Origin of the sequence: Variovorax davisae, from assembly GCF_030316845.1 — a bacterium.
GTDB lineage: Bacteria > Pseudomonadota > Gammaproteobacteria > Burkholderiales > Burkholderiaceae_C > Variovorax > Variovorax davisae.
Genome location: NZ_JASZYS010000023.1, coordinates 74,913 through 88,030, shown reverse-complemented (window position 1 = coordinate 88,030; position 13,118 = coordinate 74,913). Strand labels below are relative to the sequence as shown.

Annotated in this window: 10 protein-coding genes and 1 tRNA gene; all 11 read left to right on the top strand. The window is 64.4% G+C overall.

Annotated features, from left to right (window positions below; all coding sequences use genetic code 11):
- Window positions 1-110, top strand: a 110-nt coding sequence (locus QTI33_RS33645) for an EF-Tu C-terminal domain-related protein (protein ID WP_495574034.1), incomplete at its 5' end; no start/stop codon positions are given.
- A 13-nt stretch (window positions 111-123) separates the two neighbouring features.
- Window positions 124-199: transfer RNA gene (locus QTI33_RS33640), tRNA-Trp, on the top strand.
- 104 nt (window positions 200-303) lie between these two features.
- Window positions 304-687 carry a preprotein translocase subunit SecE gene (gene secE / locus QTI33_RS33635; RefSeq protein ID WP_286510936.1) on the top strand — a complete coding sequence of 128 codons (384 nt, stop codon included), beginning with the start codon at window positions 304-306 and terminating at the stop codon, window positions 685-687.
- Entirely contained in the window at window positions 687-1,289 is a 603-nt protein-coding gene (gene nusG, locus QTI33_RS33630) for a transcription termination/antitermination protein NusG (protein WP_286510935.1), read from the top strand. Before secE ends, nusG begins: the two co-directional genes overlap by 1 nt.
- Before the next feature lie 121 nt (window positions 1,290-1,410).
- Window positions 1,411-1,842 (top strand): 50S ribosomal protein L11, encoded by a 432-nt coding sequence (gene rplK / locus QTI33_RS33625; protein WP_007831051.1) that lies wholly within the window; start codon window positions 1,411-1,413, stop codon window positions 1,840-1,842.
- Window positions 1,843-2,541, top strand: a complete 699-nt coding sequence (gene rplA / locus QTI33_RS33620) for a 50S ribosomal protein L1 (protein WP_286510934.1) — start codon at window positions 1,843-1,845, stop codon at window positions 2,539-2,541.
- 259 nt (window positions 2,542-2,800) lie between these two features.
- Window positions 2,801-3,334: a 50S ribosomal protein L10 gene (rplJ, locus tag QTI33_RS33615; protein ID WP_286510933.1), complete on the top strand. Its 534-nt coding sequence runs from the start codon at window positions 2,801-2,803 to the stop codon at window positions 3,332-3,334.
- Between the two features lie 43 nt (window positions 3,335-3,377).
- On the top strand, window positions 3,378-3,752 hold the full coding sequence (rplL, locus tag QTI33_RS33610; protein WP_286510932.1) for a 50S ribosomal protein L7/L12: 375 nt from the start codon (window positions 3,378-3,380) through the stop codon (window positions 3,750-3,752).
- A gap of 251 nt (window positions 3,753-4,003) precedes the next feature.
- Window positions 4,004-8,128, top strand: a complete 4,125-nt coding sequence (gene rpoB, locus QTI33_RS33605; RefSeq protein ID WP_286510931.1) for a DNA-directed RNA polymerase subunit beta — start codon at window positions 4,004-4,006, stop codon at window positions 8,126-8,128.
- Window positions 8,129-8,148: 20 nt separating this feature from the next.
- Window positions 8,149-12,387 carry a DNA-directed RNA polymerase subunit beta' gene (rpoC, locus tag QTI33_RS33600; RefSeq protein ID WP_286510930.1) on the top strand — a complete coding sequence of 1,413 codons (4,239 nt, stop codon included), beginning with the start codon at window positions 8,149-8,151 and terminating at the stop codon, window positions 12,385-12,387.
- Window positions 12,388-12,477: 90 nt separating this feature from the next.
- Entirely contained in the window at window positions 12,478-13,074 is a 597-nt protein-coding gene (locus tag QTI33_RS33595; RefSeq protein ID WP_286510929.1) for a lema family protein, read from the top strand.
- The last annotated feature ends 44 nt before the right edge of the window (window positions 13,075-13,118 follow it).

Below are 13,118 nucleotides of genomic sequence, written 5' to 3'. Positions count from 1 at the left end.
CGGTCAAGCTGATCAACCCGATCGCGATGGAAGAAGGCCTGCGCTTCGCCATCCGTGAAGGCGGCCGCACCGTGGGCTCGGGCGTCGTGGCGAAGATCCTCGACATCTGATCAGGGATTCCACAGGGGTATAGCTCAATTGGCAGAGCGTCGGTCTCCAAAACCGAAGGTTGTAGGTTCGATTCCTACTGCCCCTGCCACCTAGGTGGCCCGCAAAACAAGCCCGTCACGTCCTGACGGGCTTCGGCGTCTGAGACGACGCATTGAATTTGAAGGCCGCAAGGCCGCAGGAACATAGCCCAAGATGGCCACTTCTCAAATCGAAACCGTGAGCACCAATGCGGACAAGGCCAAGCTGGCCGCGGCCGTCGTGCTGGCGGTGGGCGCCATCGTGGCGTTCTATCTGCTCGCGCGCCAGGGCGCCGTGGTGCAGTGGGTCGCTTTGCTGGTGGGCCTGGCTGCTGCCGTGGGCGCTTTCGGAAGCTCCGAGAGCGGCCGCCAGCTGTGGGCCTTCGGCCGCGACTCGTGGCGCGAGGTCAAGAAGGTCGTCTGGCCGACCCGCAAGGAAACGATCCAGATGACGGCTTACGTGTTCGCCTTCGTGGCGATCATGTCCATCTTCCTTTGGCTCACCGACAAGACGCTCGAATGGGTGTTTTTCGACCTCATTCTGGGCTGGAGAAAATAATGACTGACGAAGCCGTCGAAGCAGAAGCCACGCCGGAAATCAATCCGCTGCTGGCGCCCGCCGCCCACCCGGACCTGCGCTGGTACGTGGTGCACGCCTATTCCGGCATGGAAAAGGCGGTCGAACGCAACATCCTCGAGCGCATCAACCGCGCCGGCATGCAGAGCAAGTTCGGCCGCATCCTGGTCCCGACCGAAGAAGTGGTCGAGATCAAGAACGGCCAGAAGCGCACCACCGAGCGCCGCTTCTTCCCGGGCTACGTGCTGGTCGAGATGATCATGGACGACGAGAGCTGGCACCTGGTGAAGCACACCAACAAGGTGACCGGTTTCGTCGGTGGCGCCAAGAACCGCCCGGCACCGATTTCCCAGAAGGAAGTCGAGGACATCGTCGGCCAGATGCAGCAGGGCACCGAAAAGCCCCGCCACAAGGTCGAGTTCATCGTCGGCGAGTTCGTGCGCGTCAAGGAAGGCCCGTTCACGGACTTCAACGGCACGGTCGAGGAAGTCAACTACGAGAAGAGCAAGGTGCGCGTGTCGGTCATGATCTTCGGCCGTGCGACGCCTGTGGAGCTCGAATTCGCCCAGGTCGAGAAGACCTGACGCCCGTTTTTTGGGTCTTGCGCTTTTTCGACTCGGCGCAGGGTCTTGATTCCAGAGTCGTTTAACCCCCGGGGAGCCGCGGCCGACAAGCCCAGGCGTCATCACCCGCAAGGAGAAAAGCATGGCGAAAAAAATCGTCGGCTTCATCAAGCTGCAAGTCCCAGCTGGTAAAGCCAATCCCTCACCGCCGATCGGTCCCGCACTGGGCCAGCGCGGTTTGAACATCATGGAATTCTGCAAGGCGTTCAACGCGCAGACCCAAGGCGTCGAGCCGGGCCTGCCGCTGCCGGTGGTCATCACCGCGTTCGCCGACAAGAGCTTCACCTTCATCATCAAGACGCCGCCGGCGATCACCTTGATCAAGAAGGCCATCAAGCTCGAGAAGGGTTCCGCACGTCCGCACACGGACAAGGTCGGCAAGATCACTCGCGCACAGCTCGAGGAGATCGCCAAGGCCAAGATGAAGGACCTGACGGCCGCCGATCTGGACGCCGCGGTTCGTACCATCGCCGGCTCGGCCCGCTCGATGGGCGTGAATGTGGAGGGCGTGTAAATGGCCAAGATCACCAAGAAGCAAAAGACCCTCGTGGGCAAGGTCGACAGCAACAAGCTGTACCCGCTGGCCGATGCGATCGTGCTCGTGAAGGACGCCGCCACCGCCAAGTTCGATGAGTCCATCGACGTCGCGGTGCAGCTCGGCATCGACGCCAAGAAGTCGGACCAGGTCGTTCGCGGCGCCGTCGTGCTGCCCAACGGCACCGGCAAGACCAAGCGCGTGGCCGTGTTCGCCCAGGGCGCCAAGGCTGAAGAAGCCAAGGCCGCCGGCGCCGACATCGTCGGCATGGACGACCTGGCTGCGATGGTGAAGGCTGGCGACATGCCCTTCGACGTCGTGATCGCCGCGCCGGACGCGATGCGCGTGGTCGGTACGCTGGGCCAGATCCTCGGCCCGCGCGGCCTGATGCCGAACCCGAAGGTCGGCACCGTGACGCCCGACGTCGCGACCGCCGTCAAGAACGCCAAGGCTGGCCAGGTCCAGTTCCGCGTCGACAAGGCCGGCATCGTGCACGGCACGATCGGCCGCCGTTCGTTCGACAACGACAAGCTGCAGGGCAACCTCGCCGCGCTGATCGACGCCCTGGTCAAGGCCAAGCCGGCGACCAGCAAGGGTGTCTACCTGCGCAAGGTGGCCGTGTCGTCGACGATGGGCCTGGGTGTCCGCGTGGACACGCAAACCATCGCCGCGAGCTGAAGGCGTTGATGAGATTTGCCTCGCCCGTCGAAAGGTGAGGCGGATGTGGTGGGTCGGGGCAGCTTTCCAGCTTGCCTCGGGCCATCCAAGACCGCTGGTGTGCAGGTCGCCTGCACTTAATCGCCCGGCCTTTGCCGGGCAGCCAGCGCAGATGGCGACCCCACTGCAAGGAATTTGTGTTTTTGTTCCGAACAGTTGGTCGCTGCATGAAGCGCGATCCGAGGCTCCCGCCGAGGATCGCATTGAAAAGGAGTAGACCTTGAGTCTGAATCGCAGTGAGAAAGAAGCGGTCATCAGTGATGTGACCAGCCTCGCCGCAAAAGCTCAAACGCTCGTGATGGCGGAATACCGTGGCATCACGGTGGCCGATATGACCAAACTGCGTACCGAAGCACGCAGCAAGGGTGTGACCCTCAGCGTGTTGAAGAACACGCTGGCACGCCGTGCTGTGGCTGGTAGCCCGTTTGAGATCATCGGCGACCAGATGACCGGTCCGCTGATCTACGGCTTCTCCGAAGACGCTGTGGCCGCCGCGAAGGTGGTGGCCGATTTCGCGAAGACCAACGACAAGTTGGTGATTCGCGGCGGCGCCTTCGGTGGCAAGGCCCTGGACGTCGACGGCGTGAAGCAACTGGCCAACATCCCTTCCAAGGAAGTGCTGCTGGCGCAATTGCTGGGCTTGATGCAATCCCCGATCTCTCGTACCGCCCGCGTGCTCGCGGCGCTGGCCGAGAAGCGCGGTGGTGGCGAAGCACAGGCGGAAGCTCCCGCCGCAGAAGCGCAGGCCGCCTGAGCCTTGCGTTTGAAACATTCAACCCAATTGTTAGGAAACAAAAATGGCATTCGATAAAGACGCATTTCTGACCGCGCTCGACAGCATGACGGTCCTGGAACTCAACGACCTGGTCAAGGCCATCGAAGAGAAGTTCGGCGTGAGCGCCGCAGCGATGTCGGCTCCGGCCGCCGGTGGTGGCGCAGCCGCCGCTGTCGTCGAAGAGCAAACCGAGTTCAACGTCATGCTGATGGAAGCTGGCGCGAACAAGGTGTCGGCGATCAAGGCCGTGCGCGAAATCACCGGCCTGGGCCTCAAGGAAGCCAAGGACCTGGTGGAAGCCGCTCCCAAGGCCGTCAAGGAAGGCCTGTCGAAGGCTGACGCCGAAGCCGCCAAGAAGAAGCTGGAAGAAGCTGGCGCCAAGGTGGAACTGAAGTAATTCAGTCTCCCTGAAGGGCTGGAGGTGCCGCGAGGTGCCTCCAGCCTTTGCCGCTTTCAGAGCGCACCCAAAAGCCCCCGCGACAGCGCGGTTTTTTGAGTGTCTTCTGACCCCGACTGCAGAAGACCCCCTTGGTTCGGGCGATGTGCAACGCATCGCCGTCCGCCAGGGCTGGTAGTGGCCAGCCGCCAAGGAGAGTGGTGCCCAGGCACCTCACCACGTCGCTGAAGATCTCAAGCTCCGGAGCTCTCATGGCCCAAACGTCCACGTACAGTTACACCGAACGCAAGCGCATCCGAAAGAATTTCGGTAACCGCGACAGCGTCGTCGAAATCCCCTACCTGCTGCAGATGCAGAAAGACGCGTACACCGCGTTCCTGCAAGCCGGCATCGCGCCCCAGAAACGGACCGTGGAAGGTCTGCAGGCTGCCTTCGACGCAGCGTTCCCGATCGTCTCGCACAACGGTTTCGTCGAGATGAAGTTTCTCGAGTACAACCTCGCGAAGCCCGCTTTCGACGTCCGCGAATGCCAGACCCGTGGCCTGACCTTCGCCTCGGCCGTGCGTGCCAAGGTCCAGCTGATCATCTATGACCGCGAGTCGTCGACCTCGCAGTCGAAGGTGGTCAAGGAAGTCAAGGAGCAAGAGGTCTACATGGGCGAAGTGCCGCTCATGACCGACAAGGGCTCGTTCATCATCAACGGCACCGAGCGCGTCATCGTGTCGCAGCTGCACCGTTCGCCCGGCGTGTTCTTCGAGCACGACAAGGGCAAGACCCACAGCTCGGGCAAGCTCTTGTTCTCGGCCCGTGTGATTCCTTACCGCGGCTCGTGGCTCGACTTCGAGTTCGACCCGAAGGACATGCTGTACTTCCGCGTCGACCGTCGCCGCAAGATGCCGGTCACGATCCTGCTGAAGGCCATCGGCCTGAACCCGGAATCGATCCTGGCGAACTTCTTCGTCAACGACAACTTCCGCCTGATGGACAGCGGCGCGCAGATGGAGTTCGTCTCCGAGCGCCTGCGCGGTGAAGTCGCCCGCTTCGACATCACCGACAAGGCCGGCAAGGTCGTGGTCGCCAAGGACAAGCGCGTCACCGCCCGCCACACGCGCGAGCTCGAGCAGTCCGAAACCACGCACATCAGCGTGCCGGAAGACTTCCTGGTCGGCCGCGTCGTGGCCCGCAACATCGTCGACCCGGACACCGGCGAGATCCTGGCCAAGGCCAACGACGAGCTGACCGAAGCGCTGCTGAAGAAGCTGCGCACGGCCGGCGTGCAGGACGTGCAGGCGATTTACACCAACGAACTCGACCAGGGCGCGTACATCTCGCAGACCCTGCGCATCGACGAAACTGTGGACGAGTTCGCGGCCCGCGTCGCCATTTACCGCATGATGCGCCCCGGCGAGCCGCCGACGGAAGACGCGGTGCAGGCCCTGTTCCAGCGCCTGTTCTACAACCCCGATACGTACGACCTGTCGCGCGTCGGCCGCATGAAGTTCAACGCCAAGGTCGGCCGCGACGAGTCGACCGGCCCGATGGTGCTGACCAACGAGGACATCCTGGCCGTGGTCAAGATCCTGGTCGACCTGCGCAACGGCCGCGGCGAAGTCGACGACATCGACCACCTGGGCAACCGCCGCGTGCGTTGCGTCGGCGAACTGGCCGAGAACCAGTACCGCACCGGCCTGGCCCGCATCGAGAAGGCCGTGAAGGAACGTCTGGGTCAAGCGGAACAAGAGCCGCTGATGCCGCACGACCTGATCAACAGCAAGCCGATCTCGGCCGCGCTGAAGGAATTCTTCGGCGCCTCGCAGCTGTCGCAGTTCATGGACCAGACCAACCCGCTGTCCGAGATCACGCACAAGCGTCGCGTCTCGGCCCTGGGCCCGGGCGGTCTGACCCGCGAACGCGCCGGCTTCGAAGTGCGCGACGTGCACGTCACCCACTACGGCCGCGTGTGCCCGATCGAAACGCCTGAAGGCCCGAACATCGGCCTGATCAACTCGCTGGCCCTGTACGCCCGCCTGAACGAATACGGCTTCATCGAGACGCCGTACCGCCGCGTGGTCGACAGCAAGGTCACGATGGACATCGACTACCTGTCGGCCATCGAGGAAGGCAAGTACGTCATCGCCCAGGCCAATGCGGCCCTGGACAAGGACGGCCGCCTGACCGGCGACCTGGTGTCGGCGCGTGAAACCGGCGAATCGATCCTGGTGAGCGCCGAGCGCGTGCAGTACATGGACGTGTCGCCGGCGCAGATCGTGTCGGTGGCCGCCTCGCTCGTGCCTTTCCTGGAGCACGACGATGCGAACCGCGCATTGATGGGCGCCAACATGCAGCGCCAGGCCGTGCCTGTGCTGCGCCCTGAAAAGCCGTTCGTCGGTACCGGCATCGAGCGCGTCTCCGCGGTCGACTCGGGCACCGTGGTCACGGCCACCCGCGGCGGTATCGTCGACTATGTCGATGCGACCCGCATCGTGGTTCGCGTCAACGACGCCGAAGCCACCGCAGGTGAAGTCGGCGTCGACATCTACAACCTGATCAAGTACCAGCGTTCGAACCAGAACACGAACATCCATCAGCGTCCGATCGTCAAGCGCGGCGACAAGATCGCCAAGGGCGACGTCGTGGCCGACGGTGCGTCGACCGACCTGGGCGAGCTCGCGCTCGGCCAGAACATGCTGATCGGCTTCATGCCCTGGAACGGCTACAACTTCGAAGACTCGATCCTGATCTCCGAACGCGTGGTGGCCGAAGACCGCTACACCTCGATCCACATCGAGGAACTGGTGGTGATGGCCCGCGACACCAAGCTGGGCGCCGAGGAAATCACGCGCGACATCCCGAACCTGGCCGAGCAGCAGCTCAACCGCCTGGACGAATCCGGGATCATCTACGTCGGCGCCGAAGTGCAGCCGGGCGACACGCTGGTGGGCAAGGTCACGCCGAAGGGCGAGACCACGCTGACGCCTGAAGAGAAGCTGCTGCGCGCGATCTTCGGCGAGAAGGCTTCCGACGTGAAGGACACATCGCTGCGCGTCGACCAGGGCTCGCAAGGCACGGTCATCGACGTCCAGGTGTTCACCCGCGAAGGCATCACGCGCGACAAGCGCGCCCAGCAGATCATCGACGACGAGCTCAAGCGCTTCCGCCTCGACCTGAACGACCAGCTGCGCATCGTCGAGGCCGACGCCTTCGACCGGATCGAGAAGCTCTTGACCGGCCGTGTCGCCAACGGCGGCCCGAACAAGCTGGCCAAGGGCACCAAGCTCGACAAGGCCTATCTGACGTCGATCGAGAAGTTCCACTGGTTCGACATCCGCCCGGCGGAAGACGAAGTGGCGACCCAGCTCGAATCGATCAAGAACTCGCTCGAGCAGACCCGCCACAGCTTCGACCTCGCGTTCGAAGAAAAGCGCAAGAAGCTCACGCAAGGCGACGAGCTGCCCGCGGGCGTGCTGAAGATGGTCAAGGTCTACCTGGCCGTCAAGCGCCGCCTGCAGCCCGGCGACAAGATGGCCGGCCGCCACGGCAACAAGGGTGTGGTGTCGAAGATCGTTCCGGTCGAAGACATGCCCCACATGGCCGACGGCACGCCGTGCGACATCTGCCTGAACCCGCTGGGCGTGCCCTCGCGGATGAACGTCGGGCAGGTGCTCGAAGTGCATCTGGGCTGGGCCGGCAAGGGCATCGGCCAGCGCATCGGCGACCTGCTGCAGCAAGAGGCCAAGGTGGCCGAGCTGCGCAAGTTCCTGGAAGAGATGTACAACGGCTCGGGCCGCAAGGAAGACCTCGGCAAGCTGAGCGACTCCGACGTGCTCGAGATGGCGGCCAACCTGTCGAGCGGCGCGACCTTCGCGACCCCGGTGTTCGACGGCGCCTCGGAAGAAGAAATCCGCGGCATGCTGAAGCTCGCCTACCCGGACGAGATCGCCAAGCTCAAGGGCCTGACCGACACCCGTACCCAGGCCTACCTGTACGACGGTCGCACCGGCGACCAGTTCGAGCGTCCGGTCACCGTCGGCTACATGCACTTCTTGAAGCTGCACCATCTGGTGGACGACAAGATGCACGCCCGCTCGACCGGCCCGTACTCGCTGGTCACGCAGCAACCGCTGGGCGGCAAGGCCCAGTTCGGTGGCCAGCGCTTCGGTGAAATGGAAGTGTGGGCACTGGAAGCCTACGGCGCCGCCTACGTGCTGCAGGAAATGCTCACGGTGAAGTCCGACGACGTGGTGGGCCGTACCAAGGTCTACGAGAGCATCGTCAAGGGCGAACACTCGATCGAAGCCGGCATGCCGGAATCGTTCAATGTGCTGGTCAAGGAAATTCGTTCCTTGGGCCTGGACATCGAACTCGAACGCTCATAAGCCAACAAGGAAAGAGTCACATGAAGTCATTACTCGACCTGTTCAAGCAATTCACGCCGGACGAGCATTTCGATGCCATCCGCATCGGCATGGCATCGCCCGAGAAGATCCGTTCGTGGTCCTTCGGCGAGGTGAAGAAGCCCGAGACCATCAACTACCGCACGTTCAAGCCCGAGCGCGACGGTCTCTTCTGCGCCAAGATCTTCGGCCCCATCAAGGACTACGAGTGCCTGTGCGGCAAGTACAAGCGCCTGAAGCACCGCGGCGTGATCTGCGAGAAGTGCGGCGTCGAAGTCACGCAGACCAAGGTGCGTCGCGAGCGCATGGGTCACATCGACCTGGCCGCGCCCTGCGCCCACATCTGGTTCCTGAAGTCGCTGCCGTCGCGCCTGGGCCTGGTGCTCGACATGACGCTGCGCGACATCGAACGCGTGCTGTACTTCGAAGCCTACGTGATCACCGACCCCGGCATGACCCCGCTGAAGAAGTTCGGCATCATGTCCGAGGACGACTACGACGCGAAGCGCAAGGAATACGGCGATGAGTTCGTCGCCAAGATGGGCGCCGAAGGCATCAAGGACCTGCTCGAAGGCATCGAGATCGACAGCGAGATCGAGAAGCTGCGCGGCGACCTGACCGGCTCCGAAGTCAAGGTCAAGAAGAACTCCAAGCGCCTCAAGGTGCTGGAAGCCTTCCGCAAGTCGGGCATCAAGCCCAACTGGATGGTGCTCGAAGTGCTGCCCGTGCTGCCGCCGGACCTGCGTCCGCTGGTGCCGCTGGACGGCGGCCGCTTCGCGACCTCCGACCTGAACGACCTGTACCGCCGCGTCATCAACCGCAACTCGCGCCTGCGCCGCCTGCTCGAACTGAAGGCGCCGGAAATCATCGCGCGCAACGAGAAGCGGATGCTGCAAGAGGCGGTCGACTCGCTGCTGGACAACGGCCGTCGCGGCAAGGCCATGACGGGCGCCAACAAGCGCGCGCTGAAGTCGCTGGCCGACATGATCAAGGGCAAGAGCGGCCGCTTCCGCCAGAATCTGCTGGGCAAGCGCGTCGACTACTCGGGCCGTTCGGTCATCGTGGTGGGCCCGACGCTCAAGCTGCACCAGTGCGGCCTGCCGAAGCTGATGGCGCTCGAGCTCTTCAAGCCCTTCATCTTCTCGCGCCTCGAAGCCATGGGCATCGCGACCACCATCAAGGCGGCCAAGAAGGAAGTGGAATCCGGCACGCCGGTGGTCTGGGACATCCTTGAAGAAGTGATCAAGGAACACCCGGTGATGCTGAACCGTGCGCCGACGCTGCACCGTCTGGGCATCCAGGCCTTCGAGCCGATCCTGATCGAAGGCAAGGCGATCCAGCTGCACCCGCTCGTTTGCGCGGCCTTCAACGCCGACTTCGACGGCGACCAGATGGCCGTCCACGTGCCGCTGTCGGTGGAAGCGCAGATGGAAGCCCGCACCCTGATGCTGGCCTCCAACAACGTGCTGTTCCCGGCTTCGGGCGAACCGTCGATCGTTCCTTCGCAGGACGTGGTGCTGGGTCTGTACTACACGACCCGCGACCGCATCAACGCCAAGGGCGAAGGCCTGGTCTTCTCCGACATCGGCGAAGTCCAGCGCGCGCTCGACGCCAACGTGGTCGAGCTCACCGCCAAGGTCGCGGTCCGCATCACCGAGTACACCAAGGACAAGGAAACGGGCGAGTTCGTGCCGTCGACCTCGCTGGTGGACACGACCGTGGGCCGTGCGCTGCTGTCCGAGATCCTGCCCAAGGGCCTGCCGTTCTCGAACATCAACAAGGCGCTGAAGAAGAAGGAGATCTCCAAGCTCATCAACGTCTCGTTCCGCAAGTGCGGCCTGAAGGAAACCGTCGTCTTCGCCGACAAGCTGCTGCAGAACGGCTTCCGGCTGGCGACCAAGGCCGGCATCTCGATCGCGATCGACGACATGCTGGTGCCGGCTGAAAAGCACGGCATCATCGACCGCTCGGCCAAGGAAGTGAAGGAGATCGAGCAGCAGTACGTCTCCGGTCTCGTGACCTCCGGCGAACGCTACAACAAGGTGGTCGACATCTGGGGCAAGGCCGGCGACGAAGTGTCGAAGGTCATGATGGCCAAGCTGTCGAAGCAGACCGTCACCGACCGCCACGGCAAGGAAGTCGAGCAGGAGTCCTTCAACTCGATCTACATGATGGCCGACTCGGGCGCTCGCGGTTCCGCCGCGCAGATCCGCCAGGTGGCCGGCATGCGGGGCCTGATGGCCAAGCCGGACGGCTCGATCATCGAGACGCCCATCACGGCGAACTTCCGCGAAGGCCTGAACGTGCTGGAGTACTTCATCTCCACCCACGGTGCCCGAAAGGGTCTGGCCGACACGGCGCTGAAGACCGCGAACTCGGGTTACCTGACGCGCCGCCTGGTCGACGTGACGCAGGACCTGGTCGTGATCGAGCAGGATTGCGGCACCCACGAAGGTGCCGTGATGCGCGCGATCGTCGAAGGCGGTGAAGTCATCGAATCGCTGCGCGACCGCATCCTGGGCCGCACCGCGGCCGAGGACGTGCTGCATCCGGAAACGCGTGCGGTGCTGGCCAACGCCGGCGACATGCTCGACGAAGACCTGATCGAAGCCCTCGAAGCCGACGGCGTCGACGAAGTCAAGGTGCGGACCGCGCTGACCTGCGCGACGCGCTTCGGCATCTGCGCCAAGTGCTACGGCCGCGACCTCGGCCGCGGCGGCCTGGTGAACAACGGCGAAGCGGTCGGCGTGATTGCCGCCCAGTCGATCGGCGAACCCGGCACGCAGCTGACGATGCGGACCTTCCACATCGGTGGTGCGGCGTCGCGTGCGGCGGTCGCGTCCAGCGTCGAAGCCAAGTCGAACGGCTCGATCGGCTTCAACGCCACGATGCGCTACGTGACCAACAGCAAGGGCGAGCTGGTCGTGATTTCGCGTTCGGGCGAGATCGTCATCCATGACGAGCACGGCCGCGAGCGCGAGCGCCACAAGGTGCCGTACGGTGCGATCCTGGCGGTCAAGGCCGACCAGACCATCAAGGCCGGCCACGTGCTCGCCAACTGGGACCCGCTGACCCGCCCGATCATCACGGAATTCGCCGGCCAGACGAAGTTCGAGAACGTCGAGGAAGGCCTCACGGTCGCCAAGCAGGTGGACGAAGTCACCGGCCTGTCGACCCTGGTCGTGATCGACCCGAAGCGCCGCGGCGCTGCCAAGGTCGTGCGTCCGCAAGTGAAGCTGATCGACGCCTCGGGCGCCGAGGTCAAGATCCCCGGCACCGACCACTCGGTGACGATCGGCTTCCCGATCGGTGCGCTGGTCCAGGTGCGCGACGGCCAGGACGTGGGCCCCGGCGAAGTGCTGGCGCGGATTCCGGTCGAAGGCCAGAAGACCCGCGACATCACCGGCGGTCTGCCGCGCGTGGCCGAGCTGTTCGAAGCCCGTTCGCCGAAGGACAAGGGCATGCTGGCCGAGATGACCGGTACCGTGTCGTTCGGCAAGGAGACCAAGGGCAAGATCCGCCTGCAGATCACCGACCCCGAAGGCACGGTCTGGGAAGACCTCGTGCCGAAGGAAAAGAACATCCTGGTGCACGAAGGCCAGGTGGTGAACAAGGGCGAAAGCGTGGTCGACGGCCCGGCGGACCCGCAGGACATCCTGCGCCTGCTGGGTTCGGAAGAACTGGCGCGCTACATCGTGGACGAAGTGCAGGACGTGTACCGCTTGCAAGGCGTGAAGATCAACGACAAGCACATCGAGGTGATCGTTCGCCAGATGCTGCGCCGGGTCGTGGTCGAGAACGTCGGCGACACCAACTACATCGCCGGTGAACAGGTCGAACGCAGCGAGATGCTCAACACCAACGACGCCCTGCGCGCCGCTGGCAAGATCCCCGCGACGTACACCAACCTGCTGCTGGGTATCACGAAGGCATCGCTGTCGACCGACAGCTTCATCAGCGCCGCATCGTTCCAGGAAACGACGCGCGTGCTGACCGAAGCCGCGATCATGGGCAAGCGCGACGAGCTGCGCGGCCTGAAGGAAAACGTCATCGTCGGCCGCCTGATCCCCGCGGGCACCGGCATGGCGTACCACCAGGCACGCAAGGTCAAGGACGCGATGGACGAGGCCGAGCGCCGCGCGATCGCCGAGTCGGAAGCGGCCGAACTGGCCGGTGTCGGCAGCACGGCCGAAGAGGCGACGACCACGGTCGATGCCAGCGAAGGCACCGCGGCCGAATAACTGGTTAGCATCTCCGGCCATGACCGGAATCCGAAGCCCCCTTTCCGCCCGCGGATCGGGGGCTTTTTCTTTTGCACGGGCGGCGGCGCCATGAACGGCATGCCGGAATCCCTGCCGTTCTGGATCGGCGGCGCGCTGGCGCTGTTCTGGTTCGTCGGCGCCTACAACCGGCTGATGCGGCTGCGCTCGGCCGCCTTGCAGGCCTATGCGACGCTCGACGCCGCGCTGGTGCGCCAGCTCGAGTTCGTGCAGGCGCGGGCGGCCGAAGCCGATGCGGCCGAGGCGGCAGCGGCGGAGCCGCCCTCCGGCGCATCGCTGCAGGCGGCCTCGGGCCAGCTCGCCACCTTGCTGGCCGCCACCCGCCTGCGGGCGCTCGACCCGGCCGGCATCGCCGCGTTGGGCACCGCCCTGCACGTGCTGCTGGCGGCCTGGCAGCGCCTGCATCCGGAGGCGGTCGTCAGCTTCGAGGCCGACGGCACGCTGTCGCGTCCCGCGCCGCTGAACGGCAAGGACGAACTGCTGCCTGACAGCGCACCGATCGCCTGGCCCGAGCCTTCCGCCGCGGCGGAAATCGCCCGCGGCCAGTTCAACCTCGCGGTGGCGCAGTACAACGCGGCGATCGGCCAGTTTCCGGCGCTCATCGTGGCCTGGATCATGCAGCTGCGGCCTGCGGCCCCGCTGCGCTGAGCCGCCCGGCGAGCGACGCCGCCCTCCTTGTCCCCAGCGCCCTT

What these genes read in the sequence shown, in the direction of transcription:
- secE (WP_286510936.1), top strand. Translation starts at nt 304, where the DNA reads ATGGCCACTTCTCAAATCGAAACCGTGAGCACCAATGCGGACAAGGCC.
- rplL (WP_286510932.1), top strand. Translation starts at nt 3,378, where the DNA reads ATGGCATTCGATAAAGACGCATTTCTGACCGCGCTCGACAGCATGACG.
- rplK (WP_007831051.1), top strand. Translation starts at nt 1,411, where the DNA reads ATGGCGAAAAAAATCGTCGGCTTCATCAAGCTGCAAGTCCCAGCTGGT.
- rplA (WP_286510934.1), top strand. Translation starts at nt 1,843, where the DNA reads ATGGCCAAGATCACCAAGAAGCAAAAGACCCTCGTGGGCAAGGTCGAC.
- rpoC (WP_286510930.1), top strand. Translation starts at nt 8,149, where the DNA reads ATGAAGTCATTACTCGACCTGTTCAAGCAATTCACGCCGGACGAGCAT.
- nusG (WP_286510935.1), top strand. Translation starts at nt 687, where the DNA reads ATGACTGACGAAGCCGTCGAAGCAGAAGCCACGCCGGAAATCAATCCG.
- QTI33_RS33595 (WP_286510929.1), top strand. Translation starts at nt 12,478, where the DNA reads ATGAACGGCATGCCGGAATCCCTGCCGTTCTGGATCGGCGGCGCGCTG.
- rpoB (WP_286510931.1), top strand. Translation starts at nt 4,004, where the DNA reads ATGGCCCAAACGTCCACGTACAGTTACACCGAACGCAAGCGCATCCGA.